The organism is Hymenobacter piscis (assembly GCF_018760735.1).
GTDB lineage: Bacteria > Bacteroidota > Bacteroidia > Cytophagales > Hymenobacteraceae > Hymenobacter > Hymenobacter piscis.
In genome coordinates, this window is record NZ_JAHHZN010000029.1 from 1 (window position 1) to 23,075 (window position 23,075).

21 protein-coding genes, 2 tRNA genes and 1 pseudogene are annotated in these 23,075 nt (G+C 62.9%); 11 read left to right on the top strand and 13 right to left on the bottom strand.

What is annotated here, in order from left to right:
• Window positions 1-120: pseudogene (locus tag KLP40_RS21740) on the top strand (IS701 family transposase); the annotation flags it as partial.
• A gap of 151 nt (window positions 121-271) precedes the next feature.
• Window positions 272-1,219 carry an ADP-ribosylglycohydrolase family protein gene (locus KLP40_RS19480; protein WP_215595513.1) on the top strand — a complete coding sequence of 316 codons (948 nt, stop codon included), beginning with the start codon at window positions 272-274 and terminating at the stop codon, window positions 1,217-1,219.
• Between the two features lie 21 nt (window positions 1,220-1,240).
• Here the strand turns inward: KLP40_RS19480 and KLP40_RS19485 are convergent, their stop codons facing one another.
• The 3 genes from KLP40_RS19485 to KLP40_RS19495 all read right to left on the bottom strand — a co-directional run bounded on the left by KLP40_RS19485 (window position 1,241) and on the right by KLP40_RS19495 (window position 2,727).
• Window positions 1,241-1,960: a GAF domain-containing protein gene (locus tag KLP40_RS19485; protein ID WP_215595514.1), complete on the bottom strand. Its 720-nt coding sequence runs from the start codon at window positions 1,958-1,960 to the stop codon at window positions 1,241-1,243.
• Between the two features lie 269 nt (window positions 1,961-2,229).
• Window positions 2,230-2,303, bottom strand: a tRNA-Asp gene (locus KLP40_RS19490).
• A gap of 350 nt (window positions 2,304-2,653) precedes the next feature.
• Window positions 2,654-2,727 (bottom strand) — tRNA-Asp (locus KLP40_RS19495).
• 260 nt (window positions 2,728-2,987) lie between these two features.
• Between KLP40_RS19495 and KLP40_RS19500 the strand changes: the two genes are divergently transcribed.
• From KLP40_RS19500 to KLP40_RS19520, 5 genes are all read left to right on the top strand, one after another.
• Complete coding sequence (locus KLP40_RS19500; RefSeq protein WP_215595547.1) at window positions 2,988-3,935, top strand: acetyl-CoA carboxylase carboxyltransferase subunit alpha; 948 nt, start codon at window positions 2,988-2,990, stop codon at window positions 3,933-3,935.
• Window positions 3,936-4,028: 93 nt separating this feature from the next.
• Window positions 4,029-4,877: an MBL fold metallo-hydrolase gene (locus tag KLP40_RS19505; protein ID WP_215595515.1), complete on the top strand. Its 849-nt coding sequence runs from the start codon at window positions 4,029-4,031 to the stop codon at window positions 4,875-4,877.
• A 196-nt stretch (window positions 4,878-5,073) separates the two neighbouring features.
• A complete protein-coding gene (locus tag KLP40_RS19510; protein ID WP_215595516.1) occupies window positions 5,074-5,841 on the top strand; it encodes a patatin-like phospholipase family protein in 768 nt (255 codons plus the stop codon).
• A 91-nt stretch (window positions 5,842-5,932) separates the two neighbouring features.
• Window positions 5,933-6,502 carry a 1-acyl-sn-glycerol-3-phosphate acyltransferase gene (locus tag KLP40_RS19515; protein ID WP_215595517.1) on the top strand — a complete coding sequence of 190 codons (570 nt, stop codon included), beginning with the start codon at window positions 5,933-5,935 and terminating at the stop codon, window positions 6,500-6,502.
• A gap of 70 nt (window positions 6,503-6,572) precedes the next feature.
• Window positions 6,573-7,154: a hypothetical protein gene (locus KLP40_RS19520; protein WP_215595518.1), complete on the top strand. Its 582-nt coding sequence runs from the start codon at window positions 6,573-6,575 to the stop codon at window positions 7,152-7,154.
• A gap of 259 nt (window positions 7,155-7,413) precedes the next feature.
• Here the strand turns inward: KLP40_RS19520 and KLP40_RS19525 are convergent, their stop codons facing one another.
• Window positions 7,414-8,091 (bottom strand): DUF4159 domain-containing protein, encoded by a 678-nt coding sequence (locus tag KLP40_RS19525; protein WP_215595519.1) that lies wholly within the window; start codon window positions 8,089-8,091, stop codon window positions 7,414-7,416.
• A gap of 133 nt (window positions 8,092-8,224) precedes the next feature.
• Here KLP40_RS19525 and KLP40_RS19530 point away from each other — a divergent pair, with 133 nt between their 5' ends.
• A complete protein-coding gene (locus KLP40_RS19530) occupies window positions 8,225-8,923 on the top strand; it encodes a hypothetical protein (protein ID WP_215595520.1) in 699 nt (232 codons plus the stop codon).
• Window positions 8,924-9,000: 77 nt separating this feature from the next.
• On the top strand, window positions 9,001-10,434 hold the full coding sequence (locus KLP40_RS19535; protein WP_215595521.1) for an RtcB family protein: 1,434 nt from the start codon (window positions 9,001-9,003) through the stop codon (window positions 10,432-10,434).
• Here the strand turns inward: KLP40_RS19535 and KLP40_RS19540 are convergent.
• Window positions 10,431-11,150, bottom strand: coding sequence for a 16S rRNA (uracil(1498)-N(3))-methyltransferase (locus KLP40_RS19540; protein WP_215595522.1), 720 nt, complete (start codon window positions 11,148-11,150; stop codon window positions 10,431-10,433). The genes KLP40_RS19535 and KLP40_RS19540 overlap by 4 nt on opposite strands.
• A gap of 131 nt (window positions 11,151-11,281) precedes the next feature.
• Between KLP40_RS19540 and KLP40_RS19545 the strand changes: the two genes are divergently transcribed.
• Window positions 11,282-12,382, top strand: a complete 1,101-nt coding sequence (locus tag KLP40_RS19545) for an SDR family oxidoreductase (protein ID WP_215595523.1) — start codon at window positions 11,282-11,284, stop codon at window positions 12,380-12,382.
• A gap of 80 nt (window positions 12,383-12,462) precedes the next feature.
• Here the strand turns inward: KLP40_RS19545 and KLP40_RS19550 are convergent, their stop codons facing one another.
• A complete protein-coding gene (locus tag KLP40_RS19550) occupies window positions 12,463-13,248 on the bottom strand; it encodes a S1/P1 nuclease (RefSeq protein ID WP_215595524.1) in 786 nt (261 codons plus the stop codon).
• Window positions 13,249-13,399: 151 nt separating this feature from the next.
• Window positions 13,400-15,016 (bottom strand): phosphoenolpyruvate carboxykinase (ATP), encoded by a 1,617-nt coding sequence (gene pckA / locus KLP40_RS19555; RefSeq protein ID WP_215595525.1) that lies wholly within the window; start codon window positions 15,014-15,016, stop codon window positions 13,400-13,402.
• 255 nt (window positions 15,017-15,271) lie between these two features.
• Here pckA and KLP40_RS19560 point away from each other — a divergent pair, with 255 nt between their 5' ends.
• Entirely contained in the window at window positions 15,272-16,894 is a 1,623-nt protein-coding gene (locus KLP40_RS19560; RefSeq protein WP_215595526.1) for a peptide MFS transporter, read from the top strand.
• A gap of 107 nt (window positions 16,895-17,001) precedes the next feature.
• On the opposite strand, the gene KLP40_RS19565 is transcribed toward KLP40_RS19560, so the two are convergent.
• The 6 genes from KLP40_RS19565 to KLP40_RS19590 form a co-directional block, all read right to left on the bottom strand.
• Window positions 17,002-17,841 carry an aldo/keto reductase gene (locus tag KLP40_RS19565; protein ID WP_215595527.1) on the bottom strand — a complete coding sequence of 280 codons (840 nt, stop codon included), beginning with the start codon at window positions 17,839-17,841 and terminating at the stop codon, window positions 17,002-17,004.
• Window positions 17,842-17,992: 151 nt separating this feature from the next.
• Window positions 17,993-19,639 carry a chaperonin GroEL gene (gene groL / locus KLP40_RS19570; protein WP_215595528.1) on the bottom strand — a complete coding sequence of 549 codons (1,647 nt, stop codon included), beginning with the start codon at window positions 19,637-19,639 and terminating at the stop codon, window positions 17,993-17,995.
• Window positions 19,640-19,690: 51 nt separating this feature from the next.
• Window positions 19,691-19,981, bottom strand: a complete 291-nt coding sequence (gene groES / locus KLP40_RS19575) for a co-chaperone GroES (protein WP_119656410.1) — start codon at window positions 19,979-19,981, stop codon at window positions 19,691-19,693.
• A gap of 360 nt (window positions 19,982-20,341) precedes the next feature.
• Window positions 20,342-20,749, bottom strand: a complete 408-nt coding sequence (gene secG / locus KLP40_RS19580; RefSeq protein WP_215595529.1) for a preprotein translocase subunit SecG — start codon at window positions 20,747-20,749, stop codon at window positions 20,342-20,344.
• The gene (locus KLP40_RS19585; RefSeq protein ID WP_215595530.1) at window positions 20,750-22,351 is read right to left on the bottom strand and encodes a hypothetical protein; all 1,602 of its coding nucleotides are present in this window, start codon (window positions 22,349-22,351) and stop codon (window positions 20,750-20,752) included.
• A 161-nt stretch (window positions 22,352-22,512) separates the two neighbouring features.
• Window positions 22,513-22,989: an LptE family protein gene (locus KLP40_RS19590; protein WP_246559042.1), complete on the bottom strand. Its 477-nt coding sequence runs from the start codon at window positions 22,987-22,989 to the stop codon at window positions 22,513-22,515.
• Between the last annotated feature and the right edge of the window lie 86 nt (window positions 22,990-23,075).

Consider the following 23,075-nt stretch of genomic DNA (forward strand, 5'->3'; position numbering starts at 1 on the left):
TGGGCCCGCCTCAAGCACCTGGCCTACCAAGCCAACACCACCGTCTACCAACTCAAGCAAGGACTGCTCGACGACTACCTGCGCCGCGAGCTGGCTCAGCCCACACTCCGGTTTGCGTAAGTCCTATCTACGTGTAGCGTTTTGGTTATTTTTGCCGAGCCTGCTGCCGGGGCCTACAGCTGTTCTGGCGCAGCGGCGGCTGTTGCTGCCGATTAGCCATTGGATCTTTACCTTGCCGCCCACATTATCCCGGTATCCCAACCCACTATATATGTCCGATTCCTCCCCCGAAGCCCAGTTTCGCGCCGCCCTGCTGGGCCTGGCCGTGGGCGACGCCTTGGGCGTGCCCGTGGAGTTCCAGAGCCGCGCCGCCCGCCGCCTCGACCCCGTGGCAGCCATGCGCGCCTACGGCACCCATAACCAGCCCGCCGGCACCTGGTCCGACGACGCCTCGCTCACGTTCTGCCTGGCCCAGGCCCTGGCCGATGGATTCACGGTGGGGCTGACCGCCGAATACTGCCGCCGCTGGTACTACGAAAACCTCTGGACGCCCCACGGCTCGGTGTTCGATATCGGCATCACCACCCGCGAGGCCCTGAACCGCCTGCAAGCCGACCCCGACCTCATTCTGGCCGGCGGTACTGACGAATATAGCAACGGCAACGGCGCCCTGATGCGGATTCTGCCCCTGGCTTTCTATCAGGCCGAGGCCCCGCTGGCGGAGCGTTTTCAGCTCATCCGGGAGGTGTCGGCCATCACCCACGGGCACATTCGCTCGGCGGTGGCCTGCCTGCTGTATCTGGAAGTGGCCCGCCACCTGCGGGCCGGTCGGCCGCCGGCCGCCGCCTACGCCGCCATGCGCGAGCAGGCCCCGGCCCAGCTCCATAAGCTGAAGATTCCGACCCACGAGACCGACCATTTCGAGCGCATCCTCAGCGGCCGTCTGCCCGACGTGGCCGTCACCGCCATCGACAGCGGGGGCTACGTGCTGCACACCCTGGAAGCAGCGCTCTGGTGCCTGCTGCGCCACGAAACCTACGCCGAAACCGTGCTGGCCGCCGTCAACCTCGGCGACGATACCGACACCACCGGCGCCGTCACCGGCGGCCTGGCCGGGCTGTACTACGGCGAGGCCGCCATACCGCCCGAGTGGTTGGCCGTGCTGGCCCGCCGCGCCGACATTGAGGAACTGGCCGCCCGGGCGGCGGCGGCCGTCTGAGGAGGGGAGTACGGAGCGCGGCTAGTTGTGACGCATCTGCAGGGAGCCGCCCACAAACTGGTCAACGTAGTCGATGATTTCGTTGACCACCCGGTACTCGAAGTTCTGGTCGCCGCCGCGGGCGACCGGACCTTCGCCGGCCCGCGGCCGCCGCAGCAGTTCCGTGATGCGGTCAATGGCGTACTGCAGCGACTGAAACGCCAGCTGCAGCTGCAGGTTGGTGGGGCTGGGGTCCTTGATGGAGGCCAGGCGCAGCTCCACCGTGCGCATCACCACCGAGGCCAGCCGCTGCAACAGGTCCTTTTCCTGGGCGGTGAACGTGCGGGGCTGGTGGTCAATCACGCAAAGGGCCCCGATGGCCTGGCCGTTTTCGTCGAGCAACGGCGAGCCGGCGTAGAAGCGCAGCTCCAGGGCCTGGGCCACTTCCGGGTTGACGAGGGCGCAGGGAGACTTCTGCAGGTTTTCGAACACCACCGTATCGCTCTTGAGTACTACCACCGAGCACAGGCTGTCTTCGCGGGGCACGGCCGTGGCGCCGGGCAGCCCGGCCTGGGCTTTAAAGTGCACTTGGTCGCGGCTGACGAGGGAAATCAGGCTGATGGGGGTGCCGAAAAGTTTGGCAACCAGGGCGGCCAGATCATCAAAAAGTTTTTCCGGGGCAGTACCGGCAATATAAAAGCCGTGCAGGGCTTGTTGCCGCCGGGATTCGTCGGCGGTGAAAAGAGAGGTGCGGTCAACCATTGCAGGAGGCAGAAACTACGGAGGAGCTTACGAGAGAGCGGAAAACCGGCCGCAGCCCCAATGGTTCGGGGGCCGGACCAGCGGCAGCGCAGGGCGGCCAAAGTCCCCGAAGATACGAAAAGGCCGCCAGCAGGCGCGGCGACCAAGCTCGGCCGTAGGGCAGAGGGTAAGCCGGAGCCGCCAGCAGTTTACTGGCCTGCGTTCGGGGGGGAGTAGGGAACAGGCTGGAAAAAGCAAAAGGCCCCTCAGCCGAAGCTGAGGGGCCTTTGCGGTCCGGACGGGACTCGAACCCGCGACCTCCGCCGTGACAGGGCGGCATTCTAACCAACTGAACTACCGAACCAGTTCTCAAACCGGGGCTGACCGTGCGTCGTTTCCGTTTTGATGATGCAAATATAGGAGGCCGATTTGGGCTGTGCAAACAAAAACCTGCCCTATCTGCCCATGAAGGCGGTTTTTGAAGTGATATACCGCTGTCAGTAAATAGGATAGCTCCGAAAAAAAATACTTGAAAAATAATGGCCGCGCTCCGCAAAGGCCGGATTTGGGGGTGGGCGGAAGGTGGAATTGACGCCTGATCACCCCACCTCAGCGTAACTGCTTCCCGGCACTGACCGGCGCGGGTGAATCCGCCAGCGGCACCAAATGCCGGAAAAAGCAAAAGGCCCCTCAGCCGAAGCTAAGGGGCCTTTGCGGTCCGGACGGGACTCGAACCCGCGACCTCCGCCGTGACAGGGCGGCATTCTAACCAACTGAACTACCGAACCAGTTCTCAAACCGGGGCTGACCGTGCGTCGTTTTCCGTTTTGATGATGCAAAAGTAGAGGGCCGAACCGAGCTGCGCAATACCCAACCCGAAAATAAATGCCGAAAACGCCCCGAAAATTCGTGGAGGGCTGTTTATCAGGCAGAAAGTTTTTCTCTGCAATCGGCGGGGGCGGGCTGTGGGCGGTATCGGCCCCGTCGCTTACCTTTGCCAGTATCTCAATTCCCCTTCGCACCCCCCTGAAGCTCTTTAGTTGTGGCCCTGCTCCTCGATTTTGAACAACCCATTGCCGCGCTCGAAGGCAAGCTCCGCGAAATGCAACAACTGGCCCTCGACAGCCAGGTGGACGTATCGGAAGCGGTAGCGGCGCTCGAAGCCAAAATCAAAACCCTTAAGAAGGAAACCTACGCCAACCTCACCCGCTGGCAGCGCGTGCAGCTCTCGCGCCACCCCGAGCGCCCCTACACCCTCGACTACATTCAGGGCATGACCCAGAAGTTCGTGGAGCTGCACGGCGACCGGACCGTGGCCGACGACAAGGCCATGGTGGGCGGTTTTGCCGAAATCGACGGCCGTTCGGTGATGTTTATCGGGCAGCAGAAGGGCCGCAACACCAAGCAGCGCCAGTTCCGCAACTTCGGCATGCCCAACCCCGAGGGCTACCGCAAGGCCCTGCGCCTGATGAAGCTGGCCGAAAAATTCGGCAAACCCATCGTCACGCTCATCGACACGCCCGGCGCGTTTCCGGGCCTGGAGGCCGAGGAGCGGGGGCAGGGCGAGGCCATTGCCCGCAACCTGAAGGAGATGTTTCTGCTCAAGGTGCCCGTTATCTGCATCATCATCGGCGAGGGCGCCTCGGGCGGGGCCCTGGGCATTGCCATCGGCGACCGGGTGCTGATGCTGGAAAACACCTGGTACTCCGTGATTTCGCCCGAGTCGTGCAGCAGCATCCTGTGGCGCAGCTGGGATTACAAGGAGCAGGCCGCCGAAGCCCTCAAGCTCACGGCCACCGACATGCTGGGCAACCAGCTCGTGGACGCCATCGTGAAGGAGCCCCTCGGCGGGGCCCACACCGACGCGGCCACCATGATCAGTACCCTTAAAAAGACCATCCTCGACACCCTCGACGAACTCGAAGCCCTGCCCGCCGAGGAGCGCATCAGCCAGCGCATCGATAAGTTCTCGGCCATGGGCGTGGTGCTGGAGTAATATTTTTTAAGCTGTTCGCTTTTGGCTGTTCGCTGATCGTTTTTTCAGTTGACGGGAGCCAATAGCTGACAGCCAAAAGCGAACAGCCAAAAAATGAAAGTTCACGCGCTCGATACCGGATTGTTCAAGCTCGATGGCGGGGCCATGTTTGGGGTGGTGCCCAAGAGCATGTGGCAGAAGCTCAACCCCGCCGACGAGCACAACATGTGCACCTGGGCCCTGCGCTGCCTGTTGATTGAGGACGCGGGCCGGCTGGTGCTGGTGGATACCGGCATCGGCGACAAGCAGGACGCGAAGTTCCGGGGCCATTTTTACCTGCACGGCAACGATACGCTGGAAAAGTCCCTGCGCCGTCTGGGCTACACGGCCTCCGACATCACCGACGTACTGCTGACCCACCTGCACTTCGACCACTGCGGCGGGGCCGTGGTGCGCACCCCCGACGACAAGCTCCACCTGGCCTTCCCCAACGCCACCTACTGGAGCAACGAAGCCCACTGGAACTGGGCCCTGACGCCCAACCCCCGCGAAAAAGCCAGCTTCCTGACCGAGAACATCCGACCCATCCAGGAAAGCGGCCACCTGCAGTTCATCGACCCCGCGGCGGGCGTGCCCAACGCGTTGCCCGCCCTGCAGAACCTGCTTTTCGTGGATGGGCACACCGAGAAGATGATGCTGCCCCAGCTGGCCTACCAGGGCCGCACGGTGGTCTTTGCCGCCGACCTGCTGCCCAGCGCCCACCACGTGGGCCTGCCCTACGTGATGAGCTACGACGTGCGCCCCCTGCTCACAATGGACGAAAAAGCCCGCCTCCTCCAGCAGGCCGCCGACGAGAACTGGGTGCTGGTGCTCGAGCATGACCATCAGACCGAGTGCATCACGGTGGAGCACACCGAGCGCGGCATCAAAGTAGCCGAGCGGTTCCGCCTCTCGGAGCTGTAGGAATGTGAGGTGGTGAAATGGTGAGTGGAGGTTTGGCTGGCCCTGATGGCGCAACTGGCGCTGGAATGCCAGGTGGATGCGCATGTTCAGCAGTTCATCAGGGAACCACGGCGTACTCACTCAGTCGTACCCAGGCTACGCCATCAGGCTCCCGAAACATCCACTCACCATTTCACCATCTCACCATCTCACCTCCATGTTAGGACTGGCACTTTCCGGGGGTGGGGCGCGGGGTATTGCCCATTTGGGGGTGCTGGCGGCCCTGGATGAGTTGGGGCTGCCGGTGGTGCGGCTGGCGGGGGTATCGTCGGGGGCCATTGCGGCTACATTCTACGCGTCCGGGGTGCCGCCCCGCGAAATCATGCGCCGGTTGCAGGGCGTGAGCATTCCGCGCCTGACGCGGGTGGCCCTGAGCCGCTCCGGGCTGCTGCACATGGACGCCGTGGGCCGGCTCTTTGAGCAACACCTGGGCCCTGACGCCACGTTCGAGCAGCTGCGGCTGCCCCTCACGCTGGTGGCCACCGATATTGTGGCGGGCGAATCGGTGCGGTTTTCCAGCGGCCCGCTGGTGCCGCCGCTGCTGGCCTCCTCGGCCGTGCCCGTGCTCTACCGACCGGTGCAGTACCAGGGCCGGCAGCTGGTGGATGGCGGCCTGCTCAACAACCTGCCCGTGGACGTGCTGCTGGAGGCCGACCACCCGGGGCTGCGGGTGGTGGGGGTGCACTGCAATCCGCCCAACCCGCAGGCCCAGGTGCACAACCTGCGCAGCCTGCTGGAGCGCACGCTCAACCTGGCCATTGCCGGCAACACGGTCCTCAGCAAGCAGCGCTGCCACCTGCTGCTCGAGCCGCCCGAACTGCGCCAGTACCGCACCATGAGCTTCCGCCAGGCCCCCGAACTATTCGACATTGGCTACCGCTACACGCTGAGCCGGGCCGCCGAGCTGCGGGCCCTGCTGGCCTGAGGCCCGGCCCCGGGTGCTTACGAGGCAATTTTCTAGCTTTGGGTTTCGGTAGCACCCTGCAATTTCCACCCGGCTACCTTTTCTTCTGCTTATGGCGCGCAAGACTTCTACTTTCTGGTACTACATCTCCAAAGCCATTTTTGCGCTGGCTGGCTGGCACCTGGGCCCGCGCGTGCCGGCCAACATCAGGAAAAGCATGATGATTGCCGCGCCCCACACCAGCAACTGGGACTTCATTTTTGCCCGGGCTGCCTTCTTTCTGATGGACGTGGACGTGAAGCTCACCATCAAAAAGGAGTGGACCACCATTCCGGTGCTGGGGGCGCTGGTGCGCAGTCTGGGTGGGTTGGCCGTGGACCGCAGCAGAAACAACAGCCTCGTCGACGGCATGGTGCAGCTGTTTCAGGAGCGGGAGGAGCTGGTCATTCTTATTACCCCGGAAGGAACCCGCAGCTACCAGCCCAAGTGGCGCAAGGGCTTCTACCACGCCGCCCTCGGCGCCGGCGTGCCCATTCAGCTCGGCTACCTCGATTACGAAAAGAAGGAGGCCGGCGTGGGCCCGGCTTTCTGGCCCACCGGCGACTACGAAAAAGACCTGGAGGAAATCAAGGCTTTCTACCGCACTAAAAAGGGCCGCTTCCCCGAAAAAGGCGTACGTTAGGGTTCCTCCGTGCACCGGTCCGCTTTCTCTGCGGCGAAATACGGCCGCGCCACACACCTCGTCCCCGCTCATGGAAAACGTCAAAGTAATTATCTGGGTGCTGGTAGCCCTTGGGGTGTTCATCTGGCAGCTGGTGCAGAAATTCAGGCAGCAGGCCGAGGAAGCGCGCCGCAGGCAGCCGCCGCAAACGGCCCGACAGAACGTCGGCACCAGTACCCGACCTGAGCCCCGGCCGGCGGCCCCGGCGCCGAACCTGTCGTTTGAGGAACTGCTGGCCCGGATGCAGCGCCAGAACCAGGAGGCCGCCGCCCCATCCGACCCGACCTCAACCGCCGAGCGCCTGGCCGAAGAAAGAACCATAACCGAACCCCGGGGCCGCTTTGCCCGCACTCAGGAAAGAACGGAGGTCGAAAGCCGTTCCCTGGAAGACGCCGCCCCCGAGGCCCGTTCCCTCGAAGCCCCCTGGCGCGCCCCGCGCCGCGCCGATACTGCGCCCCGCGCCAGCACCCAGCACGGCCAGGAAGACTACTGGAGCCTGCCTAAACCGGCCCCGGCCCAGCAAACCCGCCGCACCCTCAACGACCTGCTGAAAACCCCCGCCGACCTGCGCGCCGCCTTCGTGCTCAGCGAAATCCTGGGGCGGAAATGGTGAAGCGGTGAAGTAGTGAATGAGTGAAGTGGTGAGTGAGTGAATGTCATTGCGAGGAGGTACAACGAAGCAATCCGTCCTTCACGTAGTCCAAAGCCCAGATAAACGCAAAGCCCCTGACGTGCGGACGCCAGGGGCTTCGTGCTGAAAAAAGGTTGTATCCCCTGAGAAGAACGGATTGCTTCGCGGACACTGGCTTGATACGCCACATGCCTTGCCATGACAGAACAGTTCACTCATTCACTCATTCACTCATTCACCGCTAGTCCTGGGTCAGGGCGTAGGTGACCAGGTTGGCGCCCATTTTCAGGGCCGCTTCGTGGGTGGCGGGGGTGTCTTCGGGGTAGGTACCCAGGTCTTCCCAGCCGTTGCCCAGGTCGCACTCGAAGCTGTAGAAGCACACCAGCCGGCCCTTGTAAAGCAGCCCGAAGCCCTGGGGGCGCTTGCCGTCGTGCTCGTGAATTTTGGGCAGGCCCCGCGGAAACTGGAATTTCTGGTGGTAGATGGGGTGGGTGAAGGGCAGTTCCACGAAGTCCAGCTCGGGGAATACCTTCTTCATCTCGGGCCGGATGAACTTGTCGAGGCCGTAGTTGTCGTCGATGTGCAGGAACCCACCGCCCAGCAGGTAGCGGCGCAGGTTGCGGGCGTCGGCGTCGGAAAACGTGACGTTGCCGTGGCCGGTCATGTGCACGAAGGGGTAGGTGAGCAGCTCCGGCGAATCGAGCTCCACGGTGGCTTCGTCGGGGCCGATGTTGGTGCCCAGCGCCTGGTTGCAGAAGCGGATGAGGTTGGGCAGACTGGTTTTGTTGGCGTACCAGTCGCCGCCGCCGCCGTAGTGCAGCTTGGCAATGCGGAAGCTGGGCGCGGCCGGCGTTACGGGCGCGGCGGCCGTGAGGCTGAGCAGCAGGAGCAGAGCCAGGGCGAAAAAGGATTTGGGCATGGAAGCAGGAGCCTGGGGCAAACGGGATTTACCTATAATTGCGCACCAGCCGGGAAAGTTCGGCTTGCCCCGCAAGGTAAGCACTCCGTACAGGCTGCTCACTATCTATCTACTGATCCGCTATATCCCAACTATGCCCCCGGTTCCCTTCGCGCTCGACTTGGCCTTCGTTCTGACTACCGCCCTGACGCTGGGCCTGCTGTTGTGGGCCGGGGCCCGCAGTCGGCTCCTGCTACTGATCCTGCTGCTGTGGCTGCCAGGGCAGGCGTTGCTGGCCGGCCGCGGCTTCTATACCGTCACTAACACGCTGCCGCCCCGGTTTGCGCTGGTGGTGGGGCCGCCGCTACTGCTGCTGGCGGGGGTGCTGGCCACCGCCCGGGGCCGCCGCTTCCTGGATGCCCTGCGCCCCGACCGCCTGACGCTGCTGCACGTGGTGCGGGTGCCGGTGGAGCTAGTGCTGTTCGGGCTCTACCACTACCAGGCCGTACCCCGGCTCATGACCTTCGAAGGCCGCAACTGGGATATTCTCGTGGGCCTCACGGCGCCGCTGGTGTACTACGCCGCCTACCGCCGCCGGGCGCTGGGCCGGGCCGGGTTGCTTTTTTGGCACGCGGCGGGGCTGGTTTTGCTGGGCAACATCGTGCGGTTGGGGCTGCTGTCGGCACCGGGGCCGTTCCAGCAGTTTGCCTTTGAGCAGCCCAACGTGGCGCTGGCACGCTTTCCTTACGTGTGGCTGCCCGCCTTCGTGGTGCCCGTGGTGCTGCTGGCGCATCTGGCGGCGTTGCGGCAGTTGCTGAAGCCGGCGGGTGCGGGAAATGTCGTTCAACGGTAGCCGATTGGGCTTTTGCGGGCCGAATCCGCGGTAAATTCCGTTTCTTACCAACCGAATTATACGAGTAACTACCAACGATGCTGACAGGTAAGGATTTAGTAGCAAGGGGGCTCCGGCCCGGTAAGTGGTTCAAAGAAGCGCTGGAATATCTCAATACCCACGATCTGAGTGAAGAGGAACTGGAGGCCTACCTCGACGCCCACCGGCCCGCTCCGCAACTGCCGCTGCTGGCCCAGCCCGTGCCATTTCACGAGAATATCCGCGCCGATACGCCGGTGGAGCAGGATAACATCGACTACGTGCGGCAGTCGATGCAGCAGCTCATGCGCACGCCCACGGTGGTGGCGGGCGCCATCATGCCCGATGCCTGTCCGGCCGGCCCGCTCGGCACCATTCCGGTGGGGGGCATTGTGGTGGCGCGCAATGCCATTCACCCCGGCATGCACAGCGCCGATATCTGCTGCTCGGTGATGCTCACCAACCTGGGCCGGGTGGAGCCCAGGCAGGTGCTTGATCTGGCCCAGCAAATTACCCACTTTGGTCCCGGTGGCCGCTCCGAAGACCGGCAGTTTATCCTGCCCGCCGATATTGAGGCCGAATTCCGCAACAACCCGTTCCTGAATTCCCGGCGTAGCCTCAGCGCGGCCCGCGAGCACCTGGGCACCCAGGGCGACGGCAACCACTTCCTCTACGTGGGCGTCTCGCGCAATACCGGCGACACCATGCTCGTGACCCACCACGGCTCCCGGGGACCGGGCGCCCAGCTCTACAAGCAGGGCATGCAGGTAGCCGAGCGGTTCCGCCAGGCCCTCTCGCCCGAAACTTCGCCCCACAACGCCTGGATTCCCGCCGGGTCGGAGGAGGGGCAGCAGTATTGGGCGGCCCTGCAAACCATCCGCAAGTGGACCAAGCAAAACCACCTGTGCCTGCACGAGGCCGTGGCGGCGGCGCTGGGCGCGCCAGTGCAGCAGCGGTACTGGAACGAGCACAACTTCGTGTTCCGCGACGGCGACCTGTACTACCACGCCAAAGGCGCCACCCCGCTCGACCCCAAGTTTATGCCCGACATTACCGGGCCGCGCATCATTCCGCTGAACATGGCCGAGCCCATTCTGATTGTGGAAGGCACTACCACCGCCACCAACCTGGGCTTTGCGCCCCACGGGGCCGGCCGCAACCTGAGCCGCACCGGCCACAAGCGCAGCAAGCTGGGCCAGACCAGGGAAGCGCTTTTCGCGGAAGAAACTCAGGGCATCGACGCCCGCTTCTTCTTCAACCGCATCGATATTTCTGAGCTGCCCAGTGCCTACAAAAACGCCGCCGACGTGCAGCAACAAATTGGGGAGTTCAACCTGGCCACCGTTATCGACGAAATCCGGCCCTACGGTTGCCTCATGGCCGGCGACTGGGAGCAGGACGCACCCTGGCGCAAGAAGAGGCTGGCCAGAGAAGCTGCCCGGCTCGCCGCCGAGGACTCCCAGGCCGATGAATCGGCGCTGGCGGACGGCTAAAGTCCGGCCAGTTCCCGCGCCACGTGCACGGTGTGTACGGCCGCCAGGGCCGCCGTTTCGGTGCGGAGGCGGGAACTGCCCAGCGTAACGGGCCGGATGCCCCGGGCAAAGGCGGCCTCGATTTCCTGGGGCGTGAAGTCGCCTTCCGGGCCGATGAGGATGCAGCAGCCGGCTTCGGCGGCGGCTACCCGGGAGAGGGGCGTGCGCTCCCCGTCTTCAAGGTGGGCAATGAAGGTGGTGGCGGGCGCCGTGGTGGGCAGGAAGCGGGCGTAATCGGTGAGTTCGGTGAGCCGGGGCAGCCAGGCCTGGCCCGACTGCTTGAGGGCGCTGACGGCAATTTTCTCCAGGCGCTCCAGCTTTAGGTCGCGGCGCTCGGAGCGGGCGCAGCGCAGGAACGTGAGGGTATCGACGCCAATTTCGGTGGCTTTTTCCACCAGCCACTCCATGCGGTCGAGGTTTTTGGTGGGCGCCACGGCCAGGTGCACCTGAAAGGAGCGGGGCGGCACCTGCTCCTCGCTCACTACTCGCAACTGGCAGCGTTTGGGGCTGGCGTCGCTCACTTCGGCCCCGAACACGCCGCCTTGGCCATTGACCAGCGTCACCGCATCGCCCTCCTGCAGGCGCAGCACCCGCACGGCGTGCTTGCTTTCGTCCTCGGGCAGGGTGTAAGTGGGAGTGGCGGGCGTGAGGTCGGGGGCGAAGAAGGTGTGGGGCATGAGGCAAAGGTAGGATGAAACCGCCCTTCGGAATCACCAGACTAGTAGGCCCAACATAACGGAAAGGCGGCGCGGGTCGTAGATACAGGTATTCATCTTCTGATTATTACGTTTCTTTTCCGCCCTTTCTTATGAAAACCAACCTCAAAAAACTTTCCCAGCAAACCATTGTCATCACCGGCGCTTCTTCGGGTATCGGCCTAGTAACGGCCCGGTTGGCCGCCAAGGCCGGGGCCAAACTGGTGCTGGCCGCCCGCAGCGAAGACGCCCTGCGCCAGCTCACCAATGAAATCAAGCAGGCTGGTGGTCAGGCCACCTACGTGGTCACCGACGTGAGCCGGCCCGAGCAGGTGCAGCACCTGGCGGAAGTAGCCACCAGCACCTTCGGCGGCTTCGATACCTGGATTAACAACGCCGGCGTAAGCATCTACGGCAAGCTGGAAGAAGTACCCGTGGAGGACATGCGCCAACTGTTCGAAGTGAACTTCTGGGGCCTCGTGAACGGCTCGCTCGAAGCCGTGAAACACCTGAAAAAGAACGGCGGGGCCCTCATCAACGTGGGCAGCGTGCTCTCCGACATCACGGCCATCCTGCAAACCATGTACTCGGCCAGCAAGCACGCTGTGAAGGGCTTCACCGACGGCCTGCGCATGGAATTGGAGATGGAAGATGCCCCGGTTTCGGTGACGCTGATCCAGCCCGCGGCCATTGATACGCCTTACCCGCTGCACGCCAAGAATTACCTGGAGCGCGTACCCAAGCACGCCCCGCCCGTGTACGCGCCCGAAACCGTGGCCCGCGCCATTCTGCACTGCGCCGCCACGGCCGAGCGCGACGTGGTAGTGGGCGGCGGCGGTAAGGCCATGATTGGCCTGAGCCACTGGACACCCGCCCTGCTCGATACGTTCATGGAAAAAGGCTTCGCCAAGCAGTCGAAGTCCGACGCTCCGGCCCGGCCGCTGGAACAAAACGGCCTCGACCGGCCCATGGGCAACCTCCAGGAGCGCGGCAACTACCCCGGCACCACCCGCGAAACCAGCTACTACACCGAAACCGTAACGACCGGCAGCCCCCGGCTGCGCACGGCCCTGCTGGTAGGAGCCGCCGGTGCCGGCGTGGCCGCCCTGGCCACCTGGCTCGGCACCCAGAAGGAAACCACCGGCCCGACGCCCACTGATACGCAGCCGGCCCGCAACGGCCAGCCCCAGGCCCCGGGCTACTCCGATAATTAATCCAGCCCCATCGGCCCACAAAAATCCCCCGGCAGCCTGGCTGTCGGGGGATTTTTGTGTTAAGCGGGAAATAGCCGGAATCAGCCAAACACCTCGTTAAGCAGGCCGGCCAGCCGGATACCGGCATCTTTAATACGCTGCTGCATCAGTTGGGCGTGGGCGGGATAGTAGGCGTAGTTCACGTCGGAACCGGTAGGTACTTCCCGGTAAATCTGCTCACTGGCCTGGTAAGATTCCCACAGCCACTCGGCCGGGGCGGTGCCTTGCAGGCGGCGAACGGTCCGGCGGGGAATCTTGCAGTCGTACTGCCGGGCCATTTCAGTGTAAGTCAGGCCCTGGTAGTCGAGCAGGCCGCTGTCCCAGAGGCTGTGCAGGTTGGTGTCGCGGCCCCGGTACTTGATTTTGATGTCGTTACCGCCCTTATCCTCAGCGTGTCCCGCGTGCATGGGCTGGTGAATGTCGCCCACAATGTGAACCACGTATTTGAGGGCCTCCAGGCGCTGAGTCTGGGTGGCACCGCTGTCGGTGAGCAGACGAAGCTGGGTTTGCAAAGCCTGGTAGGCGTTGGGCCCAGTCTGGGCGTTAAGGTCCTGCACGTACTGGTCGTGGTTCAGGCCCGAGGGCGTGTTCACGTAGTGCCAGGGGCCGGTTTCCTTGCCCTCGGGGTAGTAGCGAATTTCGTCGGGCCAGGTGCTGATGAGCGGGAAGCTTTCGGGGCCCAGCAGCTGCCTGATTTCGCGGCGGGCGGCGCGGGTTAGGTGCTGTTCGGCAATTTTGGCGATGGCGCGGTGACCATCCACCCCCCAGGCCCACAGGTGCAGGGGAGTGAGCAACAGCAACAGGAGCGGGAACAAAAGTTTGCGCATAGGGCAGGTAAGAAGGAAAACGAAAGGGGGTGGCAAATTAGAGGAAATACCGACCACTGACGCTATAAACGCCCGTTTAAACGCACCGGGCTCAACAAAAAAAGCCCCGCCGGTGCAAAACCGGCGGGGCTTTTCACTCAACGAACAGCATCTACACGCCCGCCGTAACGGCCGTGGCCGGAGCGCCGGCCAGAATTTCCTCGTTGGCGTAGTCGGCGTACTTCTGGAAGTTCTTCACGAACTTCTCGGCCAGGCTGCCGGCCGTTTTGTCGTACTCTTCCTGGTCGGCCCAGGTATTGCGCGGGTCCAGGATGTCGGTGGGCACGCCGGGCACGGCGGCGGGCACGGCCACCCCAAAGATGGGGTGCTTGGTGAACTGCACGTCGTCGAGCTGGCCGTTGAGGGCGGCCGTAATCATGGCCCGGGTAAAGCTCAGCTTCATGCGCGAGCCCGTGCCGTAGGAGCCGCCCGTCCAGCCCGTGTTGATGAGCCACACGTTCACGTCGGGGTTTTCGTCCATCTTCTGGCCCAGCATCTCGGCGTACCTGGTGGGGTGCAGGGGCAGGAATACGGCGCCGAAACAGGCCGAGAACGTGGTCTGGGGCTCGGTAACGCCCATTTCGGTGCCCGCCACCTTGGCCGTGTAGCCGCTCATGAAGTGGTACATGGCGTGGCTCTTGTCGAGCTTGCTGATGGGGGGCAGCACCCCGAAGGCATCGGCCGTCAGGAAGAAGATGTTCTTGGGCGCCTCGGCCACCGAGGGCTCAATGGCGTTGTCGATGTAGTGGATGGGGTAGGCCGTGCGCGTGTTCTCGGTCACGCTCTTGTTGGCGTAGTCCACCGTGTGGGTGCCGGGCACGAAGCGCGTGTTCTCCACGATGGAGCCGAAGCGGATGGCGTCCCAGATCTGGGGCTCCTTCTCGCGGCTCAGGTCAATTACCTTGGCGTAGCAGCCGCCCTCGAAGTTGAAGATGCCCGCGTCCGGGGTCCAGCCGTGCTCGTCGTCGCCGATGAGGCCGCGGTTCGGGTCGGCGGAGAGGGTGGTTTTGCCGGTGCCCGAGAGGCCGAAGAACACGGCCGTATCACCTTTCTCGCCCACGTTGGCCGAGCAGTGCATGCTGAGCGTGTTCTGCTCGTGGGGCAGCAGGTAGTTGAGCACCCCGAAAATGCCCTTCTTCATCTCGCCGGCGTAGCCCGTGCCGCCAATCAGAATCATCTTCTTGGTGAAGTTGAGGATGGCGAAGTTCTTCTGGCGGGTGCCGTCCACGGCCGGGTCGGCCTCGAAGCCGGGGGCGCAGATGATGCTGAAATCGGGCGTCCAGCTGGTATCCGCGCCAGCCTCGGGGCGCAGGAACATGTTGTAGCAGAATAGGTTGTGCCAGGCCAACTCATTCACTACGCGCAGCTTGAGCTCGTAGGCGGGGTTGGCCCCGGCGTAGGCGTCGCGCACGTAAATTTCCTTGTCTGCCAGGTACTGCACCATCTTGGCGTGCAACTGGTCGAACTTATCGGCCTCGAAGGGAATGTTGATGTCGCCCCACCAGACGCTGTCCTGGGTGTTGGCGTCCTTCACCACGAAGCGGTCCTTGGGGGAGCGGCCGGTGAAGGCACCGGTATCGGCCATCAGGGCGCCGGTGTCGGTGAGCGTGCCTTCGCCGCGGCGCAGGGCTTCTTCGACCAGGGCGGCGGGCGTGAGGTTGAGGTGCACCTGAGCAGCGTGGGAAATGCCCAGGGGGGCGAGGCGGGCGTTGGCGGCAGAATCTAGCATAACGGGCCGAAAACGGGGTTGGGGGTGGGTGGGAAATTCGTGGGGAATCTGAGGGCAAAAATAGGCAAAAAGCCGTAGCAAAAGCGGAGAATGCTAAAAAATAGCGAAAATTCGCTGTCGATTATCGATTTATCGGGTCGAACCCGGCTAACGCAGCCTATTTCGCAAGGGTTGGGAAACTTTTGTAGTTTTACCAACCCCCGCTGGTTGCAGCTGGCGGGATTTCCCCTTTCCATTTCCTCATTCACCTTTTTCATGCAAACAACCTCCGCTGTCCAGCAGCCAGTACCCCCCACGTCCCAGAGTCACCCGACGGGCCTGTACGTCCTGTTCGCCACCGAAATGTGGGAACGGTTCAGTTATTACGGCATGCGGGCGCTGCTTATTCTGTATATGACGCAGGCGCTGGTATTTGATAAGGAGTACTCCTCCCTCATCTACGGCAACTATACCAGCCTGGTGTACCTGACCCCGCTGCTGGGGGGCTACGTAGCCGACCGCTACTGGGGCAACCGCCGTTCCATTCTGGTAGGCGGCCTGATGATGGCGTTAGGCCAGTTTGCGCTCTTCTTCTCGGCTTCCATGTACTCGGCCGGCCAGGCCACCGCCCCGCAAACTCAGCTGCTGCTGTTCATGCTGGGCCTGGGCCTGCTGATTTTCGGCAACGGCTTCTTCAAACCCAACATCTCCTCGATGGTGGGCTCGCTGTACCCGGCCGGTGACAGCCGCATCGACTCTGCCTACACCATCTTCTACATGGGCATCAACCTGGGTGCGTTTTTCTCGCCCCTGGTGTGCGGCACGCTGGGCAACACCGGTAACCCCGAAGATTTCAAGTGGGGTTTCCTAGCCGCCGGCATCGGCATGCTCATTGGCTCACTCACTTTCGAGCTGTTCAAGAACAAGTACGTGATAACGGCCACCGGTGAAGCCCTGGGAGCAAAGCCCGAGCAGGCCGTGGCCAACTCGCCCGTAGTGCCCGTGAACACCGACGCCCCCGTGCGGGCCCAAACCATCGACCAGCCGGTTGCCAAGAGCTTCGCCAGCAAGCTGCCCATGCTCATTGGCATTTTCGTGGTGGTGTACGCCGCCATTGCCTGGCTCATGAGCTACGACTGGGTCGGGGCCTTCGTGTTCGCGGCCATGATTGTGACGCCGATTGCCGTACTGGCCGATGATTCGCTCACGTCCCGGGAACGGCAGAAAATCTACGTTATCCTGATTCTGAGCTTCTTCGTAATCTTCTTCTGGGGCGCATTCGAGCAGGCCGGCGCGTCGCTGACCTTCTTCGCCGACGAGCAGACGGACCGCCAGCTGGGCTCCTACACGGTGCCGGCTTCCTACTTCCAGTCGGCTAACGCCCTGTTCATCATCCTATTCGCCCCGGTATTTGCGGTGATCTGGACGTTTATGGGCAAGCGCGGCATCGAGCCCTCCTCGCCCCTGAAAATGTCCATCGGCCTCATGTTCCTGGCCGTGGGCTACCTTATCATTGCCTTCGGCGTGAAGGGCGTGGATGCCAGCACCAAAGTGAGCATGTTCTGGCTCATCACGATGTACCTGATGCACACCTTCGGGGAGCTGTGCCTGTCGCCGATTGGTCTGGCTCTGGTGAACAAGCTGGCCCCGCTGCGCTTTGCGTCCCTGCTGATGGCCGTGTGGTTCCTGGCTACCGCCGCCGGCAACAAGTTCGCTGGCGTGCTGAGCGCCCTCTACCCCGAGCCCGGCAAGCCGGCTCCGCACTTCGTGGGCTTCGAAATCACGGGCCTCTACGAGTTCTTCATGATTTTCGTATTCCTCTCGGCCGCCGCTTCGCTGGTACTGTTCCTCATCTACCGCAAGCTCACCCAAATGATGAGCGAGCCGGTAAATAGCTAATTGCCGCTTATTAACCGTGATTTCGCTAATGCGGACATCACGGTTAAGGTCAGCAAAGAGCCCCGCCGGACCCAGGTCTGGCGGGGCTCTTTATGTCTGGGCAACTGCTACTTCGGAAACGTATCCGGGTCGGGGCCGAGACGCTCGTGACGGTCCAGGCCATCGATATAGGCCAGCTCATCCGCGGTCAGCTCGAAGTCGAACACGTCTGCGTTGCTGATGATGTGGGCCTGTTTCACCGACTTGGGAATCGTGACCACGCCGCGCTGCAAGTCCCAGCGCACCAGAATCTGGGCCGGCGACTTGCCGTACTTACGGGCCAGATCGTTCACGATGTCCTGCTCGAATATTTTGCCCTGCATAAGCGGCGACCAGGCCTGGTACTGAATGCCGTGCTGCCGGCAGTAGGCCTGCAACTCCGGCTGCACCAGCCACGGATGAAACTCCAGCTGGTTGACCATCGGCTTCACGGTGGCCGTCGTCAGCAGTTCCTCAAGGTGGTGCTGGAGGAAGTTGCTGACGCCAATAGCGCGCACCCGGCCGTCGGCGTACAGCTTCTCCAGTGCCCGCCACGTATCCGCCGACTTCCCGGCCACGGGCCAGTGAATCAGGTAGAGGTCGAGCGTTTCCAGGCCAAGACGGGCCAGACTGGCATCGAAGGCCCGCAGCGTGGCGTCGTAGCCCTGGTCGGTATTCCAGACTTTGCTGGTAACAAACACTTCCGCCCGCGGCACCCCGCTCTCCCGGATGGCCTGCCCGACGCCCTCCTCATTCTTATATATGGAGGCCGTGTCAATGTGCCGGTAACCGGCTTCCAGCGCCCATTTTACCGCCTGCTGCACTTCCGCGCCGTCTTCGGCCTGCCACACGCCCAGGCCCAGGTAGGGAATGTCTACGCCATTGGCCAGGGGCCAGGTACCGGCAATGTCGGTGATGTTCTTGTCCATTTTATACGCGTAAGTAGATTGAAACCCGCCACTCTCTACGCGCAAAAAGCCCCGCCGGACCGAAATCCAGCGGGGCTTTTTTACTAAACTGGCAGAACGGAGGACGTTCGAAGCAGCCTAGTCAGCGCAAATAGCGGCGCTGATTTGTGCCTTACATCATGCCGCCCATGCCGCCGCCCATGCCGCCCATGCCGCCGCCGGCAGCTGCGCCGCCTTTGTCTTCTTCGGGCTCATCGGAAATCACGCACTCGGTGGTCAGGAGCAGGCCGGCAATCGAAGCGGCATTCTCCAGGGCCAGGCGCGTTACCTTGGTCGGGTCCAGAATACCGGCCGACATCAGGTTCTCGTAGCGGTCCTCGCGGGCGTTGTAGCCGTAGTCGGCTTTGCCTTCGCGCACTTTCTGCACCACTACCGAGCCTTCGCCACCGGCGTTGGCCACAATGGTGCGCAGGGGAGCCTCCAGGGCCGTGCGGATAATGTTGACACCGGTCCGCTCGTCGCCGTTGAGGGTATCTACGGCTTCCAGGGCATCGAGGGCGCGCACCAGGGCCACGCCGCCGCCGGGTACCACGCCTTCCTCTACGGCGGCGCGGGTGGCGTGCAGGGCATCATCTACGCGGTCTTTCTTCTCCTTCATCTCTACTTCCGTCGAAGCGCCGATGTAGAGGATGGCCACGCCGCCCGAGAGCTTGGCGAGGCGCTCCTGGAGCTTCTCCTTGTCGTAGTCGGAAGTGGTAGTACCGATCTGGGCCTTAATCTCGTTGATGCGGGCCGTGATGGTTTCCTTCTCGCCCTTGCCATTGACAATCGTGGTGTTGTCCTTGTCAATGATGATTTTTTCGGCCTGGCCGAGGTATTCGAGCGTTGCGGCGTCGAGCTTGTAGCCGCGCTCTTCCGAAATCACGGTACCGCCGGTCAGCACGGCAATGTCTTCCAGCATGGCTTTGCGACGGTCGCCGAAGCCGGGGGCTTTCACGGCGGCAATTTTGAGCGAGCCGCGCAGCTTGTTTACCACCAGCGTGGCCAGGGCCTCGCCGTCCACGTCCTCGGAGATGATAACCAGGGCTTTGCCGGTCTGCACCACCTGCTCCAGTACGGGCAGCAACTCCTTCATGGTGCTCACTTTCTTGTCGTAGATGAGCACGTAGGGGTTGTCGAACTCGGCCTCCATCTTCTCCGGGTTGGTCACGAAGTAAGGGGAGAGGTAGCCGCGGTCGAACTGCATGCCTTCCACCGTTTTTACTTCGGTTTCGGTGCCGCGGGCTTCTTCCACGGTAATCACGCCTTCCTTGCCCACTTTGTCCATGGCGTCGGCAATCATTTTGCCGATTTCCATGTCGTTGTTGGCCGAAATAGCGCCTACCTGGGCAATTTCCGAGGAGTTCTCAATCTTCTTCGACTGCGACTTCAGGTTGGCAACAACAGCTTGTACAGCCTTGTCGATGCCGCGCTTGAGGTCCATGGGGTTGGCGCCGGCGGCTACGTTCTTGGAGCCGGCCGCGTAGATGGCCTGGGCCAGTACCGTAGCCGTGGTGGTGCCGTCACCGGCCTGGTCGGCGGTTTTGCTGGCTACTTCCTTCACCAGCTGGGCGCCCATGTTCTCTACGGGGTCCTTGAGCTCAATTTCCTTGGCCACGGTCACGCCGTCCTTGGTAATGCTCGGGGCGCCGAATTTCTTGTCGATAACCACGTTGCGGCCTTTGGGGCCCAGGGTTACCTTCACGGCATTGGCCAGTTTATCAACGCCGCGCTTGAGTTTGTCGCGGCCTTCAGTATCGAATTGGATGTTCTTAGCCATCTTAGAAGAGGGTATTAAAAGAAGTCAGAAAGAAAGGGCAGCCGGGGCGGCTTAGAGCACGGCGAAAATGTCCGACTCCTTCATAATGAGGTAGTCCTGACCGTCCACGGTGATTTCGGTGCCGGCGTATTTGCCGTAGAGCACCTGGTCGCCGGTTTTCACCTGAGGCTTGATGGTCGTGCCGTTGTCGGCTACTTTCCCTTCGCCCACGGCAACTACTTCGCCGCGCTGGGGCTTTTCCTTGGCCGTATCGGGAATGATGATACCCGATTTGGTTTTTTCCTCGGCGGCGGCAGGCGCGATGATAACGCGGTCAGCCAGCGGTTTGATGCTAAGCGACATATTGTACGTTTTGGTTGAAAGGTTTACTTGAAACTAGAAAACTAGGTGGTAGCGGCTGCGCTACAGCTTCTGTGCCAGCCCGCCTAAACCTGACAGAATGGACAGTTTTAGGGCGTTTTCGGTCAGGTTTGCACCATGAGGCTGTCAGCCGTGGCAGAGAATGAGGATCCGTGGCATGGGATGGGGGAGTCCGGCACCCGTCCGGTGCTTCCGGCCACCACCAATCGGTACTCAACGGGTAAGCGGGCTGCCAACAAGCGGGCTGCCAGACGGGAGGTTGTGCCACGGGCTGCTCCGAACGTAAAAAAGCCGGTGGCTCCGTTCAGGAACCACCGGCTTTGCAAGCCTAAACGGGTAAAGCTAGTTGGCAGGTGCCGGGGCAGGCGCGGCTGCGGGAGCCGTAGCCGGGGCCGCGGGGGCCGTAGCTGGCGCGGCCGTTGGGGCACCCACGCCGGGAGCAGCGGCCGGGGCGGGCTGGGCTGGGAGGCGGCTTTCAAGGGCCTTCTGCTGATTAATGCTGCGAACGGGGCCGGCCTGCGAAGGGCCACCCACCACGTAGGAGCCCAGGCTCAGCACCATCAGGCCAATGGCGAAGCCCCAGGTGAGTTTCTCCAGCAGGTCGCCAGTGCGCTTCACGCCCATCATCTGGGCGGCGCCGCCCGAGCCGAACTGGCTGGAAATGCCGCCGCCTTTGGGGTTTTGGGCCAGTACTACCAACGAAAGCAGCAGGCAAACAAGAAGAATGAGGGCAATCAGAACGTAATACATCTACTCCGGGGGTTGTTGCAGTTGTTGAATTTGCTCGGCAAAGTACGCCTTTTTTTCGGGCTGGCGCGCCATCAGGCGCTCATATATTTCAACGGCTTTCTCCACTTTACCCTGCCGGATCATGATTTTGGCCAGACTTTCCGATGCCAGGGCCGGGGCGGCACTGGTGCTGGGTACCGATAAATCAGCCTGCTCAGCGGCGGGCAGAGGGACGCCGGGCGTCTTGATGCGGGGCTGCACCTTGAGGAAGCGGTTGATCAGGTCGAGCGACGAGGTTTTGGGTTTGTACTGGTGGGCCCGGGCATGAGCCAGCAGCAGGGCGTCGGGCTCGAAAAACGATTCCAGGGGCAAATCCAGGGTGAAGCCGTCGTGGGGCTGCAAATCGTAGCCCAGGCGGCTGCCCGCACCCAGGGCGTAGCCCAGGTCGGCATCGGCCCGGAACGGGGCCGTGACGGCCGGGGCGGCCACGGAGCTCAGCGTCGGCAGCTCCGCCGATTCCTCGTCGTTGTCGTCCGCGTCCGGGAGCTGGTAGCCCGAGGGTTCCGGCAGTCGGGAGCCACCCAGCCCGAACTCAAACCGGGAAATGCCCGCTTCCACCGGCGGCCGGATGGGCGGGGCCACGGCCGGCAGCAGGTCGTCGGCGGCAGCTGGCTCGGACGCTTCGGCAGCCTCGGGCTCCAACTCCGCTGTAACGGCAGCTGGCTCAACGGCCGGTTCTACCGTTTCCGGGACCATTGCTAAAGCCGTATCGTCGGCCGGTTTGGCAGTAACTGTCGCCCCATCCGGTTCCGGTGCGGCAACCGGTTCCGTTGCGGCAACCGGTTCCGTTGCGGCAACCGGCGCAGCCTCGGTGGCCACTTCTTCCGCCGCAACGGCCGGTTCAGGAGCAATTTCAGACTCCGGTTCGGCAACGGCAACTGGAATAGGCTCGGGCTCAGAGTCAGCTGTTTCCTCTGCAGCAGGTGTGTCCTCCAGGGCGGGCGGTACTGCGGCGTCCAAATCGGCTGCTTCCGGCTCCGTTGCGGCCTCTGGCTCAGAAGTATCGGCGGCTACATCCATCGTTTCCGGCTGGGCTGCCCCGGTGCCGGTAATGGCCTCTGCGTCGGCTTCCTGGAGCTCTGCGGGAGTGCTGACTTCCACTACCGGTGTCTTCTCCGCAACGACTGGCTCTTCAAGAGCCGTATCAGCCATTCCGGCCTCGGAAGCGGGCTGTTCGATGGCTTCTGCATTATCTGAAGCGCCCGAAAGCCCGGGTGCTGCTACCGCGAACAGGTCGGTTTCGGGCGCCGCCGGCTCATCCGTAACCCGGATTTTTTCGGTGGGGGGAGCCTTTTGTGCTACGGCAGCTGAAGCCGGGGCCGGCGCGGTGGCGGGCCGCTCCAGCAGCTGGCGCAGCAATTCCCGGTCGGCGGCGTAGGTGGCCGCCCGGCGCAGGCGCTGGCCGGCCAGCATGCTGCCCCGGTCGTGGGCAGCCTTGGCCAGCAGCACGTGGGCCGTCTGGCAGTAGGGAAACGCGGCCGCCAGCTGTTCCAACTCGCGGATTTCGGCGTCCGAAATCCCGGTTACGTGGTCGAGAAGGTGCAGGAGCGACGCGCGGGTCATGCGATACGAAGGGCTAGGTGACACCCCGCCGGGCCCGGCCGCAGCAGCCGGACGAAAGCGGGAAACAGGAGGGGAGAAACAGGCTGCCGGCTGCGGCTGGGCCGGTAGCGCGGGGCGCAACAATACGCCAATTTAGGCATTAAACCTCACCAGCGGGGTAATTACCAGTTGGCCACCGACTTGTTGAAGGCGTCGGTGATGATGTTGCGGAACAGCTCCCGCAGGGCCGTGGCGTCGTTGTTGATGCTGGTAATGTCGCGGGTGGCGGGGAAGGGCCGGGTGGTTTGCAGGGTCTGCTCGAAATCCTGCTTGGGGTCCTGGGTATTGGTGAATTTCACCCGCACCTGAATAGTGAGCTGGTTGGCCCCGGCCTGGTCCTGGCCGTTCTGCTGCTGAATGGCGGCCGGCGCGAAATCGTAGGCAATGATCTGGCCCTCAAACTGTAAGTCCCCATCGCGCGGCACCAGTTTGAGGGTGGTATTGCGCTGGAAGTAGTCCTTGAAATCCTCCGTAAACCGCTGGGCCAGAAACGACGGGCCGTTGCTGGCGTTGTTGGCGAAGGTGGAAATCGATACCGTCTTCACCTTGGGGTCGATGTTGGTCCCGCTGAACGAGTAAATCCCGCAGCCGCTGAGCAAGAACAGGAATGGCAGTAGCAGCTGACAGCTGATAGCCAGTGTGCTTTTTGTGCGAGTGATTAGCTTTCGGGCTGCATCTGAACAGA

Coding starts and splice junctions, on each gene's coding strand:
- KLP40_RS19515 (WP_215595517.1), top strand. CDS start 5,933: ATGGCGCGCAAGACTTCTACTTTCTGGTACTACATCTCCAAAGCCATT.
- KLP40_RS19505 (WP_215595515.1), top strand. CDS start 4,029: ATGAAAGTTCACGCGCTCGATACCGGATTGTTCAAGCTCGATGGCGGG.
- secG (WP_215595529.1), bottom strand. CDS start 20,749: ATGTATTACGTTCTGATTGCCCTCATTCTTCTTGTTTGCCTGCTGCTT.
- KLP40_RS19510 (WP_215595516.1), top strand. CDS start 5,074: ATGTTAGGACTGGCACTTTCCGGGGGTGGGGCGCGGGGTATTGCCCAT.
- KLP40_RS19550 (WP_215595524.1), bottom strand. CDS start 13,248: ATGCGCAAACTTTTGTTCCCGCTCCTGTTGCTGTTGCTCACTCCCCTG.
- KLP40_RS19585 (WP_215595530.1), bottom strand. CDS start 22,351: ATGACCCGCGCGTCGCTCCTGCACCTTCTCGACCACGTAACCGGGATT.
- KLP40_RS19560 (WP_215595526.1), top strand. CDS start 15,272: ATGCAAACAACCTCCGCTGTCCAGCAGCCAGTACCCCCCACGTCCCAG.
- KLP40_RS19485 (WP_215595514.1), bottom strand. CDS start 1,960: ATGGTTGACCGCACCTCTCTTTTCACCGCCGACGAATCCCGGCGGCAA.
- groL (WP_215595528.1), bottom strand. CDS start 19,639: ATGGCTAAGAACATCCAATTCGATACTGAAGGCCGCGACAAACTCAAG.
- groES (WP_119656410.1), bottom strand. CDS start 19,981: ATGTCGCTTAGCATCAAACCGCTGGCTGACCGCGTTATCATCGCGCCT.
- pckA (WP_215595525.1), bottom strand. CDS start 15,016: ATGCTAGATTCTGCCGCCAACGCCCGCCTCGCCCCCCTGGGCATTTCC.
- KLP40_RS19565 (WP_215595527.1), bottom strand. CDS start 17,841: ATGGACAAGAACATCACCGACATTGCCGGTACCTGGCCCCTGGCCAAT.
- KLP40_RS19540 (WP_215595522.1), bottom strand. CDS start 11,150: ATGCCCCACACCTTCTTCGCCCCCGACCTCACGCCCGCCACTCCCACT.
- KLP40_RS19480 (WP_215595513.1), top strand. CDS start 272: ATGTCCGATTCCTCCCCCGAAGCCCAGTTTCGCGCCGCCCTGCTGGGC.
- KLP40_RS19525 (WP_215595519.1), bottom strand. CDS start 8,091: ATGCCCAAATCCTTTTTCGCCCTGGCTCTGCTCCTGCTGCTCAGCCTC.
- KLP40_RS19535 (WP_215595521.1), top strand. CDS start 9,001: ATGCTGACAGGTAAGGATTTAGTAGCAAGGGGGCTCCGGCCCGGTAAG.
- KLP40_RS19530 (WP_215595520.1), top strand. CDS start 8,225: ATGCCCCCGGTTCCCTTCGCGCTCGACTTGGCCTTCGTTCTGACTACC.
- KLP40_RS19520 (WP_215595518.1), top strand. CDS start 6,573: ATGGAAAACGTCAAAGTAATTATCTGGGTGCTGGTAGCCCTTGGGGTG.
- KLP40_RS19545 (WP_215595523.1), top strand. CDS start 11,282: ATGAAAACCAACCTCAAAAAACTTTCCCAGCAAACCATTGTCATCACC.